The organism is Pseudomonas atacamensis (assembly GCF_017167965.1).
GTDB classification, from domain to species: domain Bacteria; phylum Pseudomonadota; class Gammaproteobacteria; order Pseudomonadales; family Pseudomonadaceae; genus Aquipseudomonas; species Aquipseudomonas atacamensis.
Map to the genome: position 1 here is coordinate 1,320,533 of NZ_CP070503.1, position 21,533 is coordinate 1,342,065.

At 60.1% G+C, this 21,533-nt stretch carries 16 protein-coding genes and 1 pseudogene; 8 read left to right on the top strand and 9 right to left on the bottom strand.

The genetic code is table 11. The annotated features are described in order from the left end of the window. Nucleotides 1-453: 453 nt before the first annotated feature. The 3 genes from JWU58_RS06160 to JWU58_RS06170 all read right to left on the bottom strand — a co-directional run bounded on the left by JWU58_RS06160 (nucleotide 454) and on the right by JWU58_RS06170 (nucleotide 4,619). Complete coding sequence (locus tag JWU58_RS06160) at nucleotides 454-2,865, bottom strand: glucose/quinate/shikimate family membrane-bound PQQ-dependent dehydrogenase (protein ID WP_206421616.1); 2,412 nt, start codon at nucleotides 2,863-2,865, stop codon at nucleotides 454-456. Between the two features lie 217 nt (nucleotides 2,866-3,082). Next, the gene (locus tag JWU58_RS06165) at nucleotides 3,083-4,444 is read right to left on the bottom strand and encodes a carbohydrate porin (protein ID WP_024014188.1); all 1,362 of its coding nucleotides are present in this window, start codon (nucleotides 4,442-4,444) and stop codon (nucleotides 3,083-3,085) included. Beyond that, entirely contained in the window at nucleotides 4,437-4,619 is a 183-nt protein-coding gene (locus tag JWU58_RS06170) for a hypothetical protein (protein ID WP_160768406.1), read from the bottom strand. The genes JWU58_RS06165 and JWU58_RS06170 overlap by 8 nt, the downstream gene beginning before the upstream one ends. A 125-nt stretch (nucleotides 4,620-4,744) precedes the next feature. Between JWU58_RS06170 and JWU58_RS06175 the strand changes: the two genes are divergently transcribed. Both JWU58_RS06175 and JWU58_RS06180 read left to right on the top strand, forming a co-directional pair. Next, entirely contained in the window at nucleotides 4,745-4,975 is a 231-nt protein-coding gene (locus tag JWU58_RS06175) for a VF530 family protein (RefSeq protein WP_016773359.1), read from the top strand. Nucleotide 4,976: 1 nt separating this feature from the next. Next, nucleotides 4,977-5,615 (top strand): Pr6Pr family membrane protein, encoded by a 639-nt coding sequence (locus tag JWU58_RS06180; protein WP_206421617.1) that lies wholly within the window; start codon nucleotides 4,977-4,979, stop codon nucleotides 5,613-5,615. A gap of 9 nt (nucleotides 5,616-5,624) precedes the next feature. Here the strand turns inward: JWU58_RS06180 and JWU58_RS27225 are convergent. The 3 genes and pseudogenes from JWU58_RS27225 to JWU58_RS06190 form a co-directional block, all read right to left on the bottom strand. Then, nucleotides 5,625-5,711 (bottom strand): annotated as a pseudogene (locus JWU58_RS27225) (metal ABC transporter ATP-binding protein); the annotation flags it as partial. A 24-nt stretch (nucleotides 5,712-5,735) separates the two neighbouring features. Beyond that, nucleotides 5,736-6,521 (bottom strand): siderophore-interacting protein, encoded by a 786-nt coding sequence (locus tag JWU58_RS06185; RefSeq protein ID WP_206421618.1) that lies wholly within the window; start codon nucleotides 6,519-6,521, stop codon nucleotides 5,736-5,738. Beyond that, entirely contained in the window at nucleotides 6,518-7,093 is a 576-nt protein-coding gene (locus JWU58_RS06190) for a PadR family transcriptional regulator (RefSeq protein ID WP_016773362.1), read from the bottom strand. Before JWU58_RS06190 ends, JWU58_RS06185 begins: the two co-directional genes overlap by 4 nt. Before the next feature lie 496 nt (nucleotides 7,094-7,589). Between JWU58_RS06190 and JWU58_RS06195 the strand changes: the two genes are divergently transcribed. The 5 genes from JWU58_RS06195 to JWU58_RS06215 all read left to right on the top strand — a co-directional run bounded on the left by JWU58_RS06195 (nucleotide 7,590) and on the right by JWU58_RS06215 (nucleotide 13,405). Next, on the top strand, nucleotides 7,590-8,081 hold the full coding sequence (locus JWU58_RS06195; RefSeq protein ID WP_125917664.1) for a CS1 type fimbrial major subunit: 492 nt from the start codon (nucleotides 7,590-7,592) through the stop codon (nucleotides 8,079-8,081). Between the two features lie 111 nt (nucleotides 8,082-8,192). Further along, the gene (locus JWU58_RS06200; RefSeq protein ID WP_206421619.1) at nucleotides 8,193-10,715 is read left to right on the top strand and encodes a TcfC E-set like domain-containing protein; all 2,523 of its coding nucleotides are present in this window, start codon (nucleotides 8,193-8,195) and stop codon (nucleotides 10,713-10,715) included. A 120-nt stretch (nucleotides 10,716-10,835) separates the two neighbouring features. Continuing rightward, nucleotides 10,836-11,579, top strand: coding sequence for a molecular chaperone (locus tag JWU58_RS06205; protein WP_206421620.1), 744 nt, complete (start codon nucleotides 10,836-10,838; stop codon nucleotides 11,577-11,579). Between the two features lie 33 nt (nucleotides 11,580-11,612). Further along, a complete protein-coding gene (locus JWU58_RS06210) occupies nucleotides 11,613-12,113 on the top strand; it encodes a CS1 type fimbrial major subunit (protein WP_206421621.1) in 501 nt (166 codons plus the stop codon). Between the two features lie 47 nt (nucleotides 12,114-12,160). Next, nucleotides 12,161-13,405, top strand: coding sequence for a hypothetical protein (locus tag JWU58_RS06215; RefSeq protein WP_123443752.1), 1,245 nt, complete (start codon nucleotides 12,161-12,163; stop codon nucleotides 13,403-13,405). Nucleotides 13,406-13,550: 145 nt separating this feature from the next. Here JWU58_RS06215 and JWU58_RS06220 read toward each other — a convergent pair whose 3' ends face one another. Together JWU58_RS06220 and JWU58_RS06225 are read right to left on the bottom strand one after the other, a co-directional pair. Then, nucleotides 13,551-16,694 (bottom strand): transglycosylase domain-containing protein, encoded by a 3,144-nt coding sequence (locus JWU58_RS06220; protein WP_206421622.1) that lies wholly within the window; start codon nucleotides 16,692-16,694, stop codon nucleotides 13,551-13,553. Nucleotides 16,695-17,350: 656 nt separating this feature from the next. Next, nucleotides 17,351-17,809, bottom strand: a complete 459-nt coding sequence (locus JWU58_RS06225; RefSeq protein ID WP_206421623.1) for an REP-associated tyrosine transposase — start codon at nucleotides 17,807-17,809, stop codon at nucleotides 17,351-17,353. Nucleotides 17,810-18,281: 472 nt separating this feature from the next. Here JWU58_RS06225 and JWU58_RS06230 point away from each other — a divergent pair, with 472 nt between their 5' ends. Then, nucleotides 18,282-19,703 (top strand): amino acid permease, encoded by a 1,422-nt coding sequence (locus JWU58_RS06230; protein ID WP_024014178.1) that lies wholly within the window; start codon nucleotides 18,282-18,284, stop codon nucleotides 19,701-19,703. Between the two features lie 77 nt (nucleotides 19,704-19,780). Here JWU58_RS06230 and JWU58_RS06235 read toward each other — a convergent pair whose 3' ends face one another. Next, nucleotides 19,781-21,400: an FMN-binding glutamate synthase family protein gene (locus JWU58_RS06235; RefSeq protein ID WP_123443749.1), complete on the bottom strand. Its 1,620-nt coding sequence runs from the start codon at nucleotides 21,398-21,400 to the stop codon at nucleotides 19,781-19,783. Nucleotides 21,401-21,533 lie beyond the last annotated feature (133 nt).

Sequence of the window (21,533 nt, forward strand, 5' to 3'; positions counted from 1 at the left end):
CTGTTTCCTGAGTCGTTAATATTCCGCTTCGGATTAGTCTTTATCTCGAATGCGTATTGAATACCTGTCTACTCTGACAGTTGACGGTTTTTATAACGTTGTACGACATTGGTAGGGCGATTTCTCACACTAGGGAAGTGCGCAAAATCAAGGAGATAAACTATGAGTTACCCTATTACGACAACCTATCGAGGCTGGACCATCTTGGAACATGATCCTGCCAACTCAGGCTACCGTTTCCAGATTGTCTACTCCGGTGGGAAACCTGGCGGTCTGTTTGCATCGTTGGCGGATGTACAACAGTCAATCAAAGCTCAAATAGCCGCGAGCAAAAGAGGATAGCCTTCATTGGTGCCATATGCTCTGCCGTGGATGGAGTATTTTGGGCGCTCCTCTATGTAAAAAGGCGCCACCCTTCACAAGGTGGCGCCTTTGTTTTACCGCCGTTAAATCTTATTCCGGCAGCTTGTACGCAATGATGTAGTCACCCATCTTGGTGCCCAGCGAGCCGTGACCGCCAACAACGAGCAGCACGTATTGCTTGCCGTCCTTGCCGGTGTAGGTCATCGGAGTCGCTTGGCCGCCTGCTGGCAGGCGCGATTTCCACAGTTCTTTACCGGTATTCACGTCATAGGCGCGCAGGTACTGGTCGAGGGTGCCGCTGAGGAAGCCGACGCCGCCGGCAGTAACCATCGAACCGCCCATGCTCGGTACGCCGAGGGTGAAGCCGATCGGGATTGGCGAGCTGTCGCGGCTGGTGCCGTTCTTGCGTTTCCACACGACTTTGCCGGTGGTCAGGTCGATACCGGCGACGTAGCCCCAGGCCGGGGCCTGGCACGGTACGCCCAGTGGCGACATGAACGGGTGCATGATCACCGCGTATGGCGCGCCGGTGTTTGGCTGCACGCCCGAGGTTTCGCTCTCGCGCTTGCTGCCGGCTTCGACTTGCTCGCGTGGCACCATTTTCGAGACGAAGGCCATGTAGTTCGGGCTGGTGAACAGCAGCTGGCGAACCGGGTCGACCGAGACGCCGCCCCAGTTGAACACGCCGACGTTACCCGGGTAGATCAGGCTGCCCTGTTCCGATGGCGGGGTGTACTGGCCTTCGTAACGCAGTTCCTTGAATTGGATACGGCACAGCATCTGGTCGAACGGGCTGGCGCCCCACATGGCTTTTTCGGTCAGTTCCGGGGCCAGCATGTTGAGGTCCGAACGGGCCTGGGTCGGTGCGGTGTGGTCGCCTTTCACGGCGCCTTGCGGTACCGGGATTTCCTTGATCGGAATGATCGGCGTGCCGTCACGACGGTCGAGGACGTACAGGCTGCCCTGTTTGGTCGGAGCGATCAGCGCAGGTTTCACGCCGTCGGCGGTTTTCATGTCGAGCAGGGTTGGCTGGCTGCCCACGTCCATGTCCCACAGGTCATGGTGGGTGAACTGGTAGTTCCAGCGCACTTTACCGGTGGCCAGGTCCAGGGCAACGAGGCCGGCGCTGAATTTCTCAGCGCCCGGGGTGCGGTTGCCGCCCCATTGGTCCGGGGTCTGGTTGCCCAGTGGCAGGTAGACCATGCCGAGTTTTTCATCGACGCTGGCCAGCGACCACATGTTCGCCGAGTTGCGGCTGTAGGTTTCGCCCGGGGCCAGAGGCTCGGTGGCGTCCGGCTTGTCGCTGTCCCAGTTCCACACCAGGTGACCGTCGCGCACGTCGAAGGCGCGGATCACGCCCGATGGCTCGTTGGTCGATTCGTTGTCGGTGACGTGACCGCCCATGATCACCAGATCACGGGTAATCGCCGCTGGCGAGGTGGAGTAGTAGCCACCAGCGGTGAACGGGCCGATGCCTTGGGTCAGGTCAACCACGCCGTTGTTGCCGAAGCCTTCGCAGATCTTGCCGGTGTCGGCGTTCAACGCAATCAGGCGCGCATCAGCGGTTGGCAGGAACAGACGACGCGGGCAGGCCTGAGCAACGGCCTGGCCGGCTTCGGAGATGACCGCGGAACCGGCGTTTTCAGACTTGGCATAGGCGGCTTCGTCGTAATACGAAACGCCACGGCAAGTCATGTGGGCGAAGCCCTTGAAGCCGACCGGGCTCTTGATCTGTGGATCGAAGCGCCAGATTTCCTTGCCGGTGTCCGGGTCCAGCGCCAGCACTTTGCTGTGCGCGGTGCAGGCGTAGACCATGCCGTTGGCTTTGAGCGGGGTGTTTTCGTTGGTCAGCTCGACCGGGTCATCGGCAGTTGGCAGGTCGCCGGTCTGGATGCGCCAGGCTTCCTGCAACTTGCCGACGTTTTCCGGGGTGATCTGCTTGAGCGGCGAGTAGCGGTCACCGAACTCGGTGCGACCGTACGCTTGCCAGTCGCCATCCGGCATGGCCGGTGCGGTGCTGGTCATGTCCGCGCTGTCGCGGCCCAGTTCACCGAAGGTTTCGCCCGGGTGGGTGAAGAGGCTGGCCAGAGCGGTAACGCCGGCCAGGATCACAGCGACGGTCAGGCCGCCAGTGCCGATTTTCGCCGGGCCGTTGAGCAGCAGCGGACGACGGAACCACGGCAGCAGCATTACGAAACCGAGGACAAACCACAGCGCCAGACGCGGCACCAGTTGCCACCAGTCCAGACCGACTTCCCACAATGCCCACACCGTGCTGGCAAACAGCACGATGGCGTACAGGCCCAGCGCCGCGCGGCGACGCATCAGCAGCAGGATGCCGCTCAGGGCGATGCCGATACCGGCCAGCAGATAGTAAAGCGAGCCGCCGAGCATGCTCAGCTTGACTCCCCCGGCCAGCATGGCCAGGCCCATCAGTAGAAGCAGGATGCCGAGCAGGCCCGGTAGCAGACGGCCCCGACTCGAAGCACTTTCGGTGCTCATAGTGTGATTCTCCGTGACGTTTATGTAGTCCCGCGCTGTAGTCACTTTAGATGACGATTTGGCGCAGGCATGGTTCAGATAAAAACTTGTTCGGCTAACGAAATGCATTCCTGTGGGAGAGGGCCTGCTCGCGAAAGCGGTGTATCAGGCAACACTGCAGCGACTGACAGGCCGCCTTCGCGAGCAGGCTCGCTCCCACAGGGGCTAACTGTGATCTTTAGAACGACGACTGGATCTTGATCCCGCCGATCAGGGCGTCGTCGACGTCGTTCACGCCACCGGGGTGGCGGATGTATTGCAGGTTCGGGCGTACGGTCAGCCAGTTGGTCACGTGCACGCCGTAATACAGCTCGGCGCTGTATTCGGTGTCCTGCGGTGGCAGGAACGCCGGATTGTCGTAGTCGTAGACGGCGTTGGCGCGGTTGGTCATTTCGGCGTTCTTGCGATAGGCCGGGTTGACGTGCACACGAGCGAGGGCAAAACCGATGTCGTCCTTGGCGCGGGCATCGAACGGACCTTTGTAGGTCAGGCCGGCCTGCACGTAGTTGTCGATGGCGTTGGTTTTCTTGTCATGCATCGTCGCGTTGGCGAACAGGCTCAAACCGCGCGAGTGGTCGCTGGCGATGCTGGTCACCTGCTGCTGCACGCCCAGCCATACACCGTGCTTGCTCGACGCGCTGCGGTAGGCTTCGCCGCTCAGCGCTGCCGGTTGGCCGTTCTGGTCTTTATAGACGTCGGAGGCCTTGGCATTGCTGTAGTAGTAACCGGCGCGGTATTCGCCCGGCAGGCCGTTGAGCTTCGGCGTCCACACCAGTTCGACCGGCAGGATCGCGCCCTGGGTGCCGCTGCCGCTGAGTTTGAAACCGTTGCCGCGATCGAGGTTTGACGGGTTCTGCTCGTAGGCGCCGACCTGCGCGTACAGCTCGGGCGTCAGGTGATATTTGACCCGCAGCGCCCATTGGCTGACCGGCCAGTTGTACCAGATGCCGCCGACCCAGTTGCCGACCTGCGAGCCGCAGAACGCGAGGTTCTGGAAGTCACAAGGGAAGCTGTTGAAGTCTTCGCCTTCGCCGAAGCGGCCGACCTTGATGTCGAGTTTCTGATCGAAGAATTTCTGCTGGTACCACATCTGCGTCAGGCGCGTGGTCTGGCCACGGCCCCAGACTTCCTGGGCGGAAGTGAAGCCGCCGACGCGCGGGTCGTTGATGCGGTCGTTGCTGATGTTGTTGCCGCTGCGTTTGGTGATGGTCAGCTGAAATTCGGCGTCGTTCCAACCGAGGATCTTCTGCAGATCCAGATGGGTGCCGAGGCCGAACTGGTCGCTGTAGCGGGCAGTGCGGTCGTGATCGTAACCGCCGTGCAGATTGCTGCCCATTTCGCCGGTGTAATCGAGTTTGAAGTCGTAGCCTTTTTCCGCAAGTTCTGTGCGCGTGCCGTTCCAGTCACCGAGCATGTACGGTGATTCACTGTCGAAGGCCGGCGCCGCGTGGGCACAGGTCGCCAAGCCAAGGGCGGTGCAGCCGCCAAGGGTGCGCAGGGCAGAGATAGCGCTGTCTCGGGAGAAGGAAAAGTCAGGCATGAAGAAGTCTTTTTTTGATGTTTTTTCGAGTGCAGGCCGAGCGCTTCAGATTGTCGCAGGCAGTGAAGCGTTTCAGCGGAAGGGCGGCAGGATAATGATCTGTAACAAATTGAGAAAGGGCTTTTGCAGACATGCAGCGTTTCGGATTCGGTAACAGTGCGGCAAACGGGCGCATTGTGAGTCGGGCCACAGCCTGCGATCTTCCCGGGTTGGCCTACATTTGAAGACAGGCCTTCCACCCGCTCTGCCCCTCGGCTAAGGTGCGCGGCTTCTGCATATCACTTCGCCCAAAGGCCCGGCATGAACGAACAATCCCCCGATCCGCTGCACGGCGTGACCCTCGAACAGATCCTCAACGCACTGGTGACTCACTACGAGTGGTCGGGTCTGGCCGAGCGTATCGACATCCGTTGTTTCAAGAGCGATCCGAGCATCAAGTCGAGCCTGACCTTCCTGCGTAAAACCCCGTGGGCGCGGGAGAAGGTCGAACGCCTGTACGTGAAGCTGATGCGCACCAAGCGACCGCTCTGAGATGGACAGCGCGAGGCGCCGACGCCTGATCACCGGCCTGGCCGTGCTGGGCTGGGCAGGGCTGGCAATTCAGCTGTACTTGATTCTCTTCGCACGATTGAGCATCGGCGCCAGCCTGCTGGGCGGGCTGGTGAGTTTCTTCAGCTACTTCACCATATTGACCAACACCCTGGTGGCGGCGGTGCTGACCTGCGCGGTCACCGAGCGCGAATCCGCCGCGCGGCGCTGGTTTCTGCAACCGTGGGTCAGCAGCGGGATCGCGGTGAGCATCGCCGTGGTCGGTCTGGCCTACAGCATCCTGTTGCGGCACTTGTGGCACCCCGAAGGCTGGCAGTTTGTTGCCGACGAATTGCTCCACGACGTCATGCCATTGCTGTTTCTCGGCTATTGGTGGTGCTGCGTCCCCAAAGGCACGTTGCGCCTCTGGCACTTGCCGCTGTGGCTGATCTATCCGCTGGTGTATTTCATCTACGCCTTGCTGCGCGGGCATCTGCTCGGCGCCTATGCGTATCCGTTCATTGATGTGGCGGTGTTGGGATATCCACAGGTGCTGGCGAATGCCGGGGGGATATTGGTGGGGTTTGTGTTGGTGGGCCTGCTGATTATCGGTCTCGACCGCAGATTGTCCGCACGAAGTTGAGATCCAGTGTGGGAGCGAGCTTGCTCGCGAATGCGGTGTATCAGTTTGCATGGATGTTGACTGACACACCGCTTTCGCGAGCAAGCTCGCTCCCACAGGGGAATTGTGGTCAGAGGAAAATCACTCCTCGTCAGAGCCTTCCGCGCGCCAGTAGCCGACAGCCTTGATGAACTGTTCATCGAGCCCATGCTCATCGATCAGCACCCGGCGGATCTGCCGCGAGACCTTGGTCTCGGTGGCCACCCACGCGTAAAGATTGCCCTTGGGCACCTGCAGTTGTTTGACCGTCGTCAGCAGGTTGTCCTTGCCACCTTCACGCAGCACCCAGATCACATTGACCTGCGCCGCGCTTTGCAGCACTTGCTGCTCGGCACCGTTTTCCACTTCGATCACCACGAGTGCCCGGCGATTTGCGGCCAGACCTTCGAGGCGGCGGGCGATGGCGGGGAGGGCGGTTTCGTCGCCGATCAGCAGGTAGCTGTCAAAGATGTCCGGCACGATCATCGAACCGCGCGGCCCGCCGATATGCAGGAACTGCCCCGGTTGCGCCTGCTCCGCCCAGGTCGAGGCAGGGCCGTCGCCGTGGAGGACGAAATCGATGTCCAGCTCCATTTTTTCCAGGTCGTAACGACGCGGCGTGTAGTCGCGCATCTCGGGCATCGGCCCGTTGTCCTTGCCGGCGCCCAGTTGCATCGTCTCCAGCGCCGCCGCTTGTTCGGCGTTCTGCGGGAACAGCAGTTTGACGTGATCGTCCGTGCCCAGGCTGATGAACCCGGCCAGTTCCGGCCCGCCGAGGGTGATGCGGCGCATGCGCGGGGTCAGGTCGGTGACGCGCAGCACTTCAAGCTTGCGCCGTTTGATTTCGTGCATCACGCGGTGAATGGTTTGAGTATCGACTGCAGTCATTCGGCTTTCTCCGTGGCAGGTTGAACGGCAGGGCCGTCGACGATGGCTTTGGCGGTGTCGTTGAGCAGGTCGCGCACGCGCAGGATTTCCTCGGCGCTCCAGCGCCCGTGGTGCAGTTGCAGGGCATGACGCAGGTTGTGCACCGCTTCGTGGATTTCCGGCGGGCGATCATGGCCGCGCAGCGAGCGCTTGCTGACGTCGATGCGCATGCGGACGCCGTCGAGCGCCACCGCTTGTTCACTTAAAGACAAACGACCGGCGTCGGTGACGCTGTAACGCTTTTTGCCGGCCTCGGCATCACCGGCGATCAGATCGCTCTCTTCCAGAAAGGTCAGGGTCGGGTAGATCACCCCGGGGCTGGGGCTGTAGGCGCCGTCGAACATGCCTTCGATCTGGCGGATCAGGTCGTAACCGTGGCAGGGCTGCTCGGCGATCAGCGCCAGCAACAGCAATTTCAAGTCGCCGGGGGCGAAGACTCGCGGGCCGCGGCCGCCGCGTTCGCGACCGGGGCGCTTCTCGAAGCCGTCGCGGCCATCGCCATGCTCGCGGTGGGGGGAATGATGGTCTCTCATTTCGCTTCTCTCTCGTCGTATTTAGATACAACTTAAGATATATCTTAAGCGCTGTGCAAGACGTTTTTAGCCTCTGGCGACGCTCGACGGACGAGCGGTCAGCGTGAAAAAAGCCACAAAACTCTTCCCGATCAAAAAATAAAAAGGCGTGACCTTAAAGTTAAAGTTATCGCTCTAGTTGTGCTTGAGTATATATTCTAATTTCTTGCAAGTTGCCGCGTTAAAGCGGCTAAGTTGCTGTATGGTTTTTTGCCTGTAACTGTGTGTAGGGCGCAACTTACAGCGAATGTTGCAAGTATCTGTTTTTTGTTCTTTTTTCTGGCGGGGTGTGGGGTTGTTTAACTACGAGTTTGTCGGAAGTTGCCTGCTTACATTCCAGAGGCAACAGTCGATGATGCCGGGCATTGAAAGTTCAAGTTGCTTCAGCGGTCGACGAGCAAAAGGTTTATGAACTTTCAATGACACCCCCTTATATAAAGCAAACAGGTACTGAACGATGTTCAAGAAAATCGCAATCGCTGCTCCACTGGCTCTTCTGGCAATGTCCTCCACGGCCTTCGCGGCGAATGAAGCGTCGCATACCATCAGTCTTGTCGCCACAGTGCCAACCACCAGCTTCTATGTGGTGCCGGTCGACCCTGATCTGGTCAACAAGGACCAGGACATGAGCTACAACCCTGCCACCGGCAAAATGACCGAGGTCAAAGGTTACTTTGACGTACGTAACACTGACGGCTCCGTTCACGCCAGCCTCAATGGCATCCCTATGCTGCAATCGGGTGTCGATCAGATTGCCCTGGACGTTGAATTCAACGGCAAGGTTCTTACCCAAGTGCCACAAATGGTTGTGGGTGAAGATGAATCCGACAGTACCTACCGCGCATTGCTGAAAATCGCTCCGCGTGCCAGCTCCACATACGCGCCGGGTGATTACACCGGAACTATTGCAATGGTTTTCGATGCGGTACCTCCGGTCGGTTCGCGCTGATCGCATGATCGCCTGCTAGACGCCCACCTTCGCCGTGGGTTTGACCGACGGGGCAAACATCCGTGTTTGCCCCGACGGACTTTCATTGTCTGAAAATCAGAGTACGAGTTCATGTTCCCGATGACACCCATCGCGGCTGCGCTTGCGCTGTTGTTCTGTGCCAGCGCAGTCATGGCTTCCGACGCCACCGGTACCACGCCACGCAGTTTGCTGGCGCAGGCCAAAGGCTTGCCGGCGGATTTCGAGGAGCATTTCTTTGATGTACCGCTGGCGGTGCGGGTCGAAGTCGATCAGCAGCCGCTGGGCGAAGCCATGGTGGTGCTGTCGCGAGATGACCGCATCACGCTTCTCGAATTCACCGATACCAGCGAAAACCGCTTTGGCCCGGCCGAGCGGGAAAAGTGGGCGAGCTATCTCAAACCCGGTGTGCCTCTGGGCGCGTGCCGCGGTTCATGTCCCGATCAGTTTCTGGCGGTGCACTACAACCTGCAAAGTTCGCTGGTTTCGATCCTCACTGAAAATGCCGAGCGCGATGTTCAGGCCAAGCGTTATTACGAGCAACCCGATGGCGGCAGTCGTGGCCTGATGGTGCGCAATCAACTCAATCTCAATGGCGGTCAGGATCAGGATCTGGGTGGGCGCTTCGGCCTGGAAGCCAGTTCCAGTCTGGGCAACTGGAGCCAGACCCTCAACCTGCAAATGGCCCGGCTCGGCGGTCCTGATACCAAGCTGTATCACGCCGTGCATGAGCTGCACACCCAGCGCGAACTTCAAGGCAGTTTCTTTCGCCTGGGCTATTTCACCCCCAATTCCGAAGGGCTGATGCGTCAGCCGCGCACGTTCGGCACCAGCCCCGACACCGCTGTAGGCCTCATGTATGGCAGCTCCGACAGCCTGGCGATCAACACGCCGATGCCGAGCGTGTATCCGATCTACGTGACCGCCAATCGTCAGGGGGCGGTGGAAATCTGGCGCAACGGTTTGCTGATCAACACGCAATCGGTGCCCGCCGGCCTGCAGTCGCTCGATACGCGGCCGCTGCCGGGTGGCATTTACGAAGTGGAGGTTCGCCTGATCGAGGACGGCCAGATCACCTCGACCACGCAGGAACTGGTCTACAAGCCGAGCAACTGGCGCAACCTCGACGAGCGCTGGCGCTACAACGTATTTGCCGGCGAAGAAAGCAAACTGTTGAGTAACTGGGACAAGCAAAGCAGTGGCAGCCCGACCGCCGGTGCATCGCTCAACTATCTGTTGCATCCGCGGGTGATTCTCGGCGCCTCGGCGCGGCAGATTCGCGAAAAGCTGCAGTACGGCACATCCATCGACTGGACGCTGGCCAACCACCTCAGCCTGTATGCCAATGTCTACAAGACCGAGGATTACGGCACCGGTCTGGATCTGCAAAGCCTTTACAACTACGGCGCGGGCAGTCTGGTGATCAGCCACAACCGCAGCTGGCTCGACACCACCAACACCTACGAAACGCTGCCCGACGGCACACGCGTTCGTCCGCGTAACGTGTTCGTCGGCCAGACCAGTAATTCATCGCTGGCGCTCAATCATCGGGTGAGCAGCAAGAGTTCGGTCAATGCCCGGGTGTCGCACAGCGAAGGCAATGTCGAAGGCATGGGCCTGGATCTGGGCTGGACCCAGCGCACTGTGCTGCTGGGCAGTGATGCCAGCTGGCGCCTGTCGGTCTTTGATCGTCCGGGCAGTTTCAGCAGCGGCGATGCGCGCAACCGCGGGATCGATCTGAGCATCAATCTGGCGCTCGGCGCGCCCGGTCAACAGCTCACCGGCAGCATCGGCTCACGCACCGCCCGTGATGGCAAACGCGACAACAACGCCTCGCTCGGCTGGCGCAAGGATTTCAAGGATCACGTGCTGCAAAGCGTCTCGGTCACGGCGCTCACCGATACCTACGGCCTGGGCATGTCGAGCCTGGCCAATTTCCGCACCGATGCGGTCAACGGCGATGGCTTTATTCAACGCTCGTCCTACAACGGCAATTTCACCGGCGGCCTCAACCTCGACAGCACGCTGGTGGTCGGTGGCGAGCAGATGCTCATGACCAATCACAGCGAAGTGCGCGGCGCCGGGATGATCGTCGATGTCGAATCGGACATCGACGACATCGTCCTGCGTGCCGACGACTATAGCGGGAGCAGCGCTGCCTTGAAGCCGGGGCGCAATTTCATCCCGATCACGGCCTATCAGAACAGCTCCGTGAGCTTCGACTTCGAGGGCAATAACGTGCCCGCAGCGACCATCGAGCCGGCGCGCACTCGCTATCACCTGAACAAGGGCGGGGTGGAGTACCGCAAGATCCGTGTGATGAAAACCCTGACGGTGCTCGGTCGCCTGATCGATGAAGCAGGGCGGCCGCTCAAGGGCCATCATGTGATCAACCATGCCAGCCGTGGCGTCACCGAGGTCGACGGGTTCTTTTCAATGGAGATGAACGCCGGTTCGCCGACCCTCGAAATCCGTCGCGATAATCGCTTGCTGTGTCAGTTCCGCCTCGATGCCAACCAGTACCGCAGTGAAAACAACGTCCTGATGATAGGCGATCTGCGCTGCACGCCAGACACCGTGGCCGACGTCGGTGTCACCGCGCAGAAGGCGGGCTGAACCGATGACCAGGTCCACATTCGGGCGACACGCGCAGCGGCAATATCAGCGTTATCCGGGAAGCCGACGTATGAACGTGCGCGCCGGCGCCTTGTTCCTTTTTTTCATGGAGTTGAAGTGATGAACCGTGGTTTTTTGCTGGGCGTGCTCAGCGTGTTTTGCCTGACGGCGCAGGCCGGGCCGCAGATCAATGTCGGTACGGTGTACGACTATATGGATGGCGACAAGAGTACCTATCTGAAACGGGTGTTCAACAGCGGCGATGCCACCGCGTTCGTCAAGGTAAACGTTCTGGAGATTGTCTACGATGCCGACGGCACGCCGAAGGAAATCCCGGTTGAGAACGCTGCCGACGGCGCTTCGCGCAACGGCCTGATGGCCAGCCCGGCGCGGCTGATCGTCCCGGCCGAGGGCATGCAGGGCACCCGCTTGCTGTACATGGGTGAACGCGATCGCGAGCGTTACTTCCGCGTGCGATTCGTGCCGGTGGTGCCGGAAATGGAAGACGAGTTCGCTGTCAGCCAGGAAGAACGGGAAGACTACAAAAAGGCACTGACGGCCGGGGTCAACGTGATGACCGGTTTCGGCACGGTGTTCTTCGTACGGCCCAAGGACGCACGGTTTGCCACGACGATCAATGAAACCGACAGCCGCTACGAACTGCGCAATGACGGCAACACCGTGGTGATTGTCGACGAGTTCAGAGACTGCTCGTTGAGCGACGAAACCGACTGCGGTGTGACCACCAAACACCATGTGCTGGCGGGCAAGACGTTCGCTTTCGACAAGGAGAAGGGCCGTGGGTACCGCTTCTTCCTGATCGAAGGCAGCGAGAAGAAGAACCTGACGGTCAGCAGCCGCTAGGTCTGCTTTTCATTGACGCAACGGGTAACCAACATGATCAAGCAATGCTCCGTCGTCGCGCTGATAGCCGCGGCGGCTCTGGCCAGCGATGCGGCCTGGGCGGCTCGGGAAGCACACACGTTCGAAGTGACAGTGGAAGTGCCAAACCGTTCGTTCTACATCATTCCCGCGGTGCCGGACTGGATTCACCGACCGCAGCGGCTCGACTGGAATCACTCGACCTCAAGCCTGGGCAGTGTGCGCAAGTACTTTGATGTGCGTCATGACACCAGTGCGATTGAAGCGCGGCTGGAATCCGCGCCCTACCTTTCGAACGGTCGGCCGGCAGACGATATCAGTCTGCGCGTGACCTTTAACAAGGTGGAGCTGAGCGCCGAGATGGCGCCGCGCGAGGTGGTGTCGCAGGCCGAGGCCGCTGCGGGGACACGGGTGCTGTTGCAGATCGACCCGATCAGCCCGGAGGGCGGCTACCGCCCCGGGGATTACGCCGGCAACGTGCTGTTGCTGTTCAGTGCCCGAGCGCCTGGCGAGTGAGATGGCTCGCGCAATGCTGGTATCGAAGTATTTTCTGGAGACCACCCATGATTTTTTCTAGCGCCCCGGGCATCCGCCCATGGATCGGATTGCTGTTGACGTTGTTCAGCGCTGCGGCATTGGCCGAAGTGCACAACATTGATGCCACCTTCGAGCCGGACTTTGCCAATCCGCAAAAAAATCAGTTCAAGAATCAGACCCCATCCCAGGGTTTCTGCCGTCAGGTACCGGCAACGTGCGAGTCTTTGGGGCTGTTCAGCCTGATCGCGCAAATTCCGTTCGCCGCCAATGCACCGATTAAGGCCAACCACGCCGATCCGCGCCAGGGCGGCATGGCCAAAGTGCCGTCCGACTGGAGGACTGTTTCGGTGACCAACGCTGCTGGTGATAGCCACGTTGTCGAGGTGAGAATCGCCGGTGTTGGTCACGAGACGGGCTTCCCGTTGTCGGTCGTCGAGCTGACCGGAGGCGGCTGGTGGGATGACTTATGGGAAGGCGGCGGCTGGGTCTACGCTCCGCCACCATGTCTGAGTGTCGGTACCCATACAGCGGGATATCATGGTTACAACAGCTTCTGGAGAGTTCCGGAAGGGGCGGGGGCCTGCGCCAAGAAAGCTCAGTTCGATATACCGCTTGGCATGAACTATCAATATTTCGTCTTTGCCTACGAACTGCGCACGCCGGATCCGCTGAAAATGGATGCTGGCGACTACACCGGTGCCATTACCTACACCGTCGGTCCGAACATGGATTTCGACATGGGCGATGTGATGATCCCGAACGACTCGATTCTGACCCTCAATTTCAATCTGAGGGTTACGCACACCATGAAGGTCGATATTCCTCCCGGCGGCAACCGCGTGGCGCTGCAACCGGTGGGCGGTTGGCAGTCGTGGCTGAACGAGGGCCGCAAGCCGACCCGGCTGATGCGTGACCAGACGTTCAATATCTCGGCCTCGAGCCGCTTCAAGATGAACATCGAGTGCCAGTACTTCTTCGTCAACGACTGCTTGATACGGGAATCGGGCACCGGCCATGCGGTACCACTGGAAGTCAGCGTCAGCCTGCCCAACGGGCTGACCGATGGCGCCGGACAAGCGGTCAATCGCCGGCGATTGCTGCGCGATGGCACGGGCACCGAGTTGTTTCAGCCGAGCTTTTATCTGGACCGCAAGGTGGGCACGCTGCATTTCGAAGTGGCCCGCGATGCGGTGGAAAGAATGATCAGGGAAGGGGAAGCGCGCACCTATTCGGGCAATGTCACGGTGATCTGGGATTCAGAGGTAGGTTAAGCGCGATTCCGGTCAAGCAGCCCATGTGAGTCTGGCTGCGTTCAGACGCTCCATCGGGGCCCCAGCGTCTTGCGCGGCTGCACGGGGCCAGCCTGGCAGGACTCCTCGCGGTCTTTGCGACAGAAGCAAGAGCAGTAATGCGCTGTCATCCGGACAGGATTGCCAACTGCGCCGGCCCGGTGGTAACCACGGGGGGATTTTCCGCCGGACGACATTGCGAGTCACTGCCCGGTTGCAGATACGGCGTGAGAATCGGCGCCATGCCTTTGAGCACTTGCGTGGGCAGGGCCGAGGTGAACTTGAAGTTCTCCGCCGAGCGCCCCGGGACGAACGCGGTAAGCGTGCCGAAATGGTGATCGCCGATGTAGAACACGAAGGTCGCCGTGCGGTTGATCGACTTCGAACTGATGATCCGCCCGCCGGAGCCGATCGCCGCAATACGGTTGTCGCCGGTGCCGGTCTTGCCGCCCATGGCCAGCGGCGTGCCGTCGGGCAGTTTGAAACTGCCAGACAGCCGCTTGGCGGTACCGGCATCGACCACTTGCGACAACGCCTCGCGCATGGCCCGGGCCACCTCCACCGGCATCACTCGTTTACCCACGTGCGGGTCGTTGACCAGTCTGGTTTCGTACGGCGTGTCGGCGGCGAAATGCAGGCTGTCGATGCGCAACGTCGGCATGCGCACGCCGTCATTGAGAATGGTGCCGATCAGCTCGGCGAGCGCGGCGGGACGGTCGCCGGAACTGCCGATGGCGGTGGCCAGTGACGGCACCAGGTGATCGAACGGGTAGCCGACTTTCTGCCAGCGCTGATGAATGTCGAGGAACGCTTCGATCTCGAGCATGGTGCGAATGCGGCTGTCGCGCGCGCCTTTGTGCCGGCTCTTGAACAGCCAGCTGTAGACTTCCTGGCGTTCGAAATGGCTGGCTTTGACGATCTCGCTGAAGGTCGCTTCCGGGTGATGCAGCAGATAACCCATCATCCACAGATCCAGCGGATGCACCTTGGCGATGAAGCCCTGATCAGGCAAATCGTAACTCCCGGGCCCATAGGAATCGTAGAGGCGGATCAGGCGGTCATCGGTGAGTTTCTCCTTGAGCTTGGCGCCTTTGAGGTGGGCGCGAACAAAGCTGTTGAAGTCTTCCTGGCTGGCATCCGGCAACAGATAACGGTGCACCGCCGCCATGCGAATCGGCGTCGGGCGGATGCTGTCGAGGAAAGTTTCCAGGCGCGCCTGGGTGTCCTTGTTCTTGTACTTCTTCCAGAACTTGAGCAGGAACGAGGTGCCTTCGCGGTCGGCGAAACTGGCCAGGTATTCCTGGCGGCGGGGGTCGCGGTCATCCTTGAGCAATTCGCCGTTGGGGCCTGAGTAGGTGGTGTAACGGACGATGTCGCGCATCAGCCGAATGAACGGCAGGTTGATCGACTCGCGCAGCGAATCGCGCAGGGTCGGCAGGCGACCGTTGTCCTCTTTGCGGAAGTTGTTGAATCTGTGCAGGCCGCCGCCGGTGAAAAACGCCTCGCCGGGGCTGGCCGAGTATTTGCGATCCAGCGCGGCGCCGAGCAGCTTCGACAGATCGTGATCCTTGTTCTGGATCAGGTAGTCGATGACCCAGCGGCTGAGGCGATCCTGATCCGGCACTTCGACTTTTTTCAATTCTGGCCCGCTCATCGCGCCGTATTTGTCGTGCAGCTCCGCGACGATTTGCAGGTACGTGGTCAGCACACGCATTTTCGCCGTGGAGCCGAGTTCAAGCTTGCTGCCTTCGTTGATGTCGAACGGCTGATCGGTGCTGTCGGTCTGCACGCGTACGCGCGAGCCGTCCGGGGTCAGTTCGAACAGGGTGAAGCTGTAGCGCACTTGCGTGGTGCTGGTCGGCGTCAGCAGGCGTTCGCCGAGCAGGCCGATTTCGGCAGCGTAGACCGGATCGGCGAGTTTTTTCAGATAAGCCGTGGCCTGCGTTTGCAGGTCGCCCTGCAGGGTGCTGGTGGCTGACAGGTCGAGACGATCGAGGTCGTAAAGCGGCCGGTTGAGCATGCTTGCCAGGCGGCTGCGGGCAACGCTGATGCCTTTGTTGGTTTCAATCGGCTGCATCGTTGGCTGGGTCTGCCAGTCGCGGTAGGACACGGTGCTTGCCAGCGCGGCGTCGGCCAGAGCGCTGTCGATCACGCCGTTCTGCTTGAGCAGGCGCAGGTGGCTGTCGGTGAGGCTCGCCAATTCCTCGCGGCCCTTGGTCAGGTAATGCGAAGGACGGCGCTGGGCGATCATCAGCGAGAGCATTTCACGCAAGGCCAGGCCTTTGGCGGCCATGGTCTGCGGATCGGTCTTCGGGCTGTTCAGTTGCTCGTTGGCCTTGTTGAAATCACTGCCGTACCAGACTCGCAAACCTTCGGCCATGCCGTGCACTTCACCGTGGCCGGGTACCGCCGAGAGCGGCACGCTGTTGAGATAGTCGCGCACGATGTTCTGCCGCGAACCGAGGGTCTCTGGGCCATCCTGATAGGCGCGCACGCTGGCGGAAACCATCTGGCGGATCTTCTCCGCGCCCGACACGGTCAGGCCATCGGGCGAGTGGCGATACTTTTCCAGTTGCGTTGCCAGGGTACTGCCGCCGGCCGATTGCCCGGGCAGGCGCAGCAGTTTCGCCACTTGCGACCACGCCGCCATGCCGAAGCGCGGCCAGTCGACCGCCGGGTTGGCCAGCGGTTGTTTCGGGTCGAGGAGAAAGCGGTTTTCGATGAACAGCAAACTGCTGACCACTACCGGCGGAATCGCCGCGAAGTCGGCATACAGTTGCTGCGGATAGTTGTATCGATACAGCGGCGCGCCTCGGCAATCGGTGATCGACAGCCCGGCCTGAATCTTTTCCGAATACGGCACGAACAGGCCTTTGTCGGTGTAACCGAGCAGGGCAGGGGAGAAGCGTGTCTGCTCGGTGATCACGTAATTGCGCTTGAGCAGGCGCGGCAGGAATTCGTCCAGAGAGCTGTAACCCAGGCGCAGATCGAACGGCCCGTTGCCCGGATAACGAATCGCTTCGCTGGGGCCGGGTTCAAGTTTGTAGGTAAGCGAAGCGGCGTACTGGCTCAGCTCCCGCGCCTGGAAACGCGAGGTGCGCATTTCCTTGGACGCAGCGAGTCCCACCACCACCGCAATGATCAAAAACAGCAACCAGAAAGCCTTCCACCCGTGCCGGTTGCGACGGGGTTTTTCAGGGACAGGCGCTTCATTCACACTTTCAGTCTGAACCACGGTTTTACTCGAATCGGTTTGCCACAAAGCGCCCATAGTCGACTGATCCATTCACGCAGATTGATCGGACTTGTCTGAAGCTTAGACGGTGGTTGAAGCCGGTGAAAAAAATGTGAAGAGCGGAGCCGGCGCTTTATCTGAATAAAACTGGAACAAACACTGTGGCGAAGGGATTCATCCCCGTTGGCCGCGAAGCGGCACGGTTTCTACAGGCCCACCGCGTGTGAGCAAATGGCGACTGCTGCGCAGCCGAGCGGGGATAAATCCCCTCACCACAAAGATACTGTTCACATCCCGGGATGTTGTCTGTGTTGAGGAAAGGATTCCTGTGGCTAGCAGATTTATCAGTCTTGCAGGGACTCCCTGTGGCGAGGGGATTCATCCCCGCTGGGCTGCAAAGCAGCCCCAAAACCTGCCACCACAGTTTCTACATGCCCACCGCGTGTCAGCAAGTTGCGACTGCTTCGCAGCCGAGCGGGGACTCCCTGTGGCGAGGGGATTCATCCCCGCTGGGCTGCAAAGCAGCCCCAAAACCTGCCACCACAGTTTCTACAGGCACACCGCATGTGAGCAAATTGCGCCTGCTGCGCAGCCGAGCGGGGATAAATCCCCTCGCCACAAGTAGGCTGTGTACATCCCGGGATGTTGTCTGTGTGAGGAAGAAATCCACCTATTCCATAGAACTGTTGTGCTCAGAGCCAGTAGGCATCCCAAAGCGGGTAATCACCGAGGTTATCGACCAGCCCGGCTCGCAAGGGATTATTGATGATATAGCGGGCGATGGGCTCCAGGTCCTCGCCGTCACGGATCGCACGGTCGTGGTAGCCGGTTTGCCACAGCGGTCCGTGACGTCCGGTTTTTCTGTTAACCGCATGCGTACAGCGAGCCTTTACACCGCCAATGACTTCGCCAAGGGAGCCGCGTTGCAATTGCATCAGCCAATGAAAGTGGTCAGGCATGACAACCCAGGCGATGGATTGCGCGACTCCTTGCTCATGAGCCCGGCGCAGTTCGGCAACCAGTAATCGGCCGGCCTGCCAATCTGCAAATACGGGCTGGCGTTCGTGGATGACCGAGGTGATGAAATAGGCACGACCGTTTTCCGAGAAACGACCTTGGCGCAGACGGTGGGAGTTGGGACGGACTGGCATGTGAGCTTCCTTGCATGTGCTCCTGGCTTTTTCAAAGGTTAGTGGTTGGCCGCCCCGGTCGGCGCTGCAACTGTTGAGCGAAATTTCTGAATCCGTCGGGCGATTTATCCGTGATCAAGCGAGGCGAGACATCACACAGTGGATCAAATGCCCTAGGGCTGAAACATGACGCTGCACCATCGCTGTGCAATACTTCGCGGCTTTTTCAGTGGCGACTTTTCCTACGTAATGCAGGTAATGCCTCTCCGCGGAACCCACTATTGCCGAGAGTTGTCGCTGAATGTTGTGACTTTTAGAGTGAAAAATCCTGCCCTGAGCTTTTTATACTGCACGCCCCGCTGATCTTTCAGGCCCGCCCTGCAAGACGCGTCTGCCCACGAAGCCGACGCGGTTTCCTGCCCAGCCAAGGCCTATCGGCCGACGCTTCGAAACCCGGTGGTCATATCCAATAACAAGACGAGGTTGTACCCCTATGCCAGTTGGCAATCCTCTGCCGCACGGCGACACCGCTTCGGGCGGTCCGCTCAAACGTGAACTCGGCGAACGGCATATCCGCCTGATGGCACTCGGTGCCTGTATCGGCGTCGGTCTGTTTCTCGGTTCGGCCAAAGCCATCCAGATGGCCGGCCCGGCGATCATGCTTTCCTACATCCTTGGCGGTCTGGCGATCCTGGTGATCATGCGCGCACTCGGCGAAATGGCCGTGCATAACCCAGTGGCCGGTTCGTTCAGCCGCTACGCGCAGGACTATCTCGGTCCGCTGGCAGGCTTTCTCACCGGTTGGAATTACTGGTTTCTGTGGCTGGTGACCTGCGTCGCAGAAATCACTGCGGTGGCGGTGTACATGGGTATCTGGTTCCCGGATGTGCCGCGCTGGATCTGGGCCCTGGCGGCGTTGATCAGCATGGGCTCGATCAACCTGATCGCGGTGAAAGCCTTCGGCGAATTCGAATTCTGGTTCGCCCTGATCAAGATTGTCACCATCATTGCCATGGTCATCGGCGGCGTCGGCATCATCGCCTTCGGTTTCGGCAATGACGGCGTGGCGCTGGGCATTTCCAACCTGTGGGCCCACGGCGGTTTCATGCCCAACGGCGTGACCGGTGTGCTGATGTCGCTGCAAATGGTCATGTTCGCCTACCTCGGTGTCGAGATGATCGGCCTGACCGCCGGTGAAGCGAAGAATCCGCAAAAGACCATTCCCGACGCGATCGGCTCGGTGTTCTGGCGGATTCTGCTGTTCTACGTCGGCGCGCTGTTCGTGATTCTGTCGATCTACCCGTGGAACGAAATCGGCACCCAAGGCAGCCCGTTTGTGATGACCTTCGAGCGGCTGGGCATCAAGACCGCAGCCGGTATTATCAACTTCGTGGTGATTACTGCGGCGCTGTCGTCGTGCAACGGCGGCATCTTCAGCACCGGGCGCATGCTCTACAGCCTGGCGCAGAACGGCCAGGCCCCGGCCGGTTTCGCCAAGACCTCGAACAACGGCGTGCCACGCCGCGCGTTGTTGCTGTCGATTGCGGTGTTGCTGTTGGGTGTAGTGCTCAACTATCTGGTACCGGAAAAGGTCTTCGTCTGGGTCACCTCGATTGCCACCTTCGGTGCGATCTGGACCTGGGTGATGATCCTCCTCGCCCAGCTGAAATTCCGCAAAGGCCTGAGCGCCAGCGAACGTGCCGGCCTCAAGTACAAGATGTGGCTGTACCCGGTCAGTTCATATTTCGCCCTGGCGTTTCTGGTACTGGTGGTCGGCCTGATGGCGTACTTCCCGGATACCCGCGTGGCGCTGTATGTCGGGCCGGCGTTCCTGGTGTTGCTGACGGTGTTGTTTTACGTGTTCAAGTTGCAGCCTAACCAAGTTTCGCAAGACGCGGTGCGTTCGATTTCGTAAATTCAAGCCGCTGAAAAAAACAAAGCCCCGGTCGCAAGATCGGGGCTTTTTTGGTTCACGCGAGCTGATCGCCAGTCTTACGCCGCTACCACTTCCTGCGGCTCAAAACTGTCCGCCCGCGCCATCTGCCACATCCGCGAATAGAACTCGCCATTCACTTCGCCAGTAAGCAATTCCCCCGGTTTCAGAAACACATGCAGCTGCGAGAACAGTTTGATCTCGGTTGCCGACATGCGACGCACCAGATGCTTGGCCGACAGTTGCGATGGATGATCGAGCCCGGCAGCAGCGAGCATCTCCGCCAGCGCTTTGAGTGTGCTGCGATGGAAGTTGTAGACGCGCTGGGCTTTGTCCGGCACCACCAGAGCGCGTTGGCGCAGGGCGTCCTGGGTGGCGACGCCGGTCGGGCATTTGTTGGTGTGGCACGACTGTGACTGGATGCAGCCGATGGCGAACATGAAGCCGCGCGCCGAGTTGGCCCAGTCGGCGCCGATGGCCAGCACGCTGGCGATGTCGAAGGCGCTGACGATCTTGCCGCTGGCGCCGAGTTTGATCTTGTCGCGCAGGTTCAGGCCGACCAGGGTGTTGTGCACGAACAACAGGCCTTCGCGCATCGGCACGCCGATGTGGTCGGTGAACTCGACAGGCGCTGCGCCAGTGCCGCCTTCCTTGCCATCGACGACGATGAAGTCGGGAAGGATGCCGGTTTCCAGCATAGCCTTGGCAATGCCCATGAATTCCCACGGATGGCCAAGGCAGAACTTGAAGCCCACCGGCTTGCCACCGGACAGTTCGCGCAGTTGCTGGATGAACTGCATCATTTCGATCGGCGTGGAAAACGCACTGTGGCGCGACGGCGAAACGCAGTCTTCGCCCATCAGGATGCCGCGGGTCTCTGCGATTTCTTTGGTGACCTTGTGCTTGGGCAGGATGCCGCCGTGGCCGGGTTTGGCGCCCTGGCTCATCTTGATTTCAATCATGCGCACTTGCGGATTCTGTGCCTGTACGGCGAAGCGCTCCGGGTCGAAACGGCCGTCGCTGGTGCGGCAGCCGAAGTAGCCGCTGCCCAGCTCCCAGGTCAGATCGCCGCCGTGTTCGCGGTGATACGGGCTGATGCTGCCTTCACCGGTGTCGTGGGCGAAATTGCCGAGTTTCGCGCCCTGGTTCAACGCGCGAATGGCGTTGGCACTTAGCGAGCCGAAGCTCATCGCCGAGATATTGAAGATCGACGCCGAATACGGCTGCGTGCACTGCGGCCCGCCGACAGTGACGCGGAAACCGTTCGGGTCGCTCAACGGCGCCGGGCGCATCGAGTGGCCGATAAATTCGAAGCCGGACTGGTAGACGTCGATCAGCGTGCCGAACGGTTTGTCAGCGGTTTCGTTTTTCGCTCGCGAGTACACCAGCGAACGCTGGGCGCGGGAGAAGGGCAGGGCGTCGCTGTCGGATTCGAGCAGATACTGGCGAATCTCCGGGCGGATACCTTCGACCAGATAACGGATGTTGCCCAGAATAGGATAATTGCGGCGCACTGCATGGCGCGTCTGCAACAAGTCGAACACGCCGAGCAGGCTCAGCACCGCGGTGACGGCGGTGATCGGCCACAGCCAGTCATGTTCGAGAAAGGGCAGGCTGGCGAGGGTGAAAATCACGCAGACGGCAAAGAAGGCGTAGCGGCTCAGCAGCGACAGGCTCATACGGTTTCCTTGGTTCGGACTCAATTTTGTGCAACGGCACGCATTTCTGTGGGAGCGAGCCTGCTCGCGAAGACGGCGGACCAGCCAACCTTGATGTCGGCCATGAGGGCCTCTTCGCGAGCAGGCTCGCTCC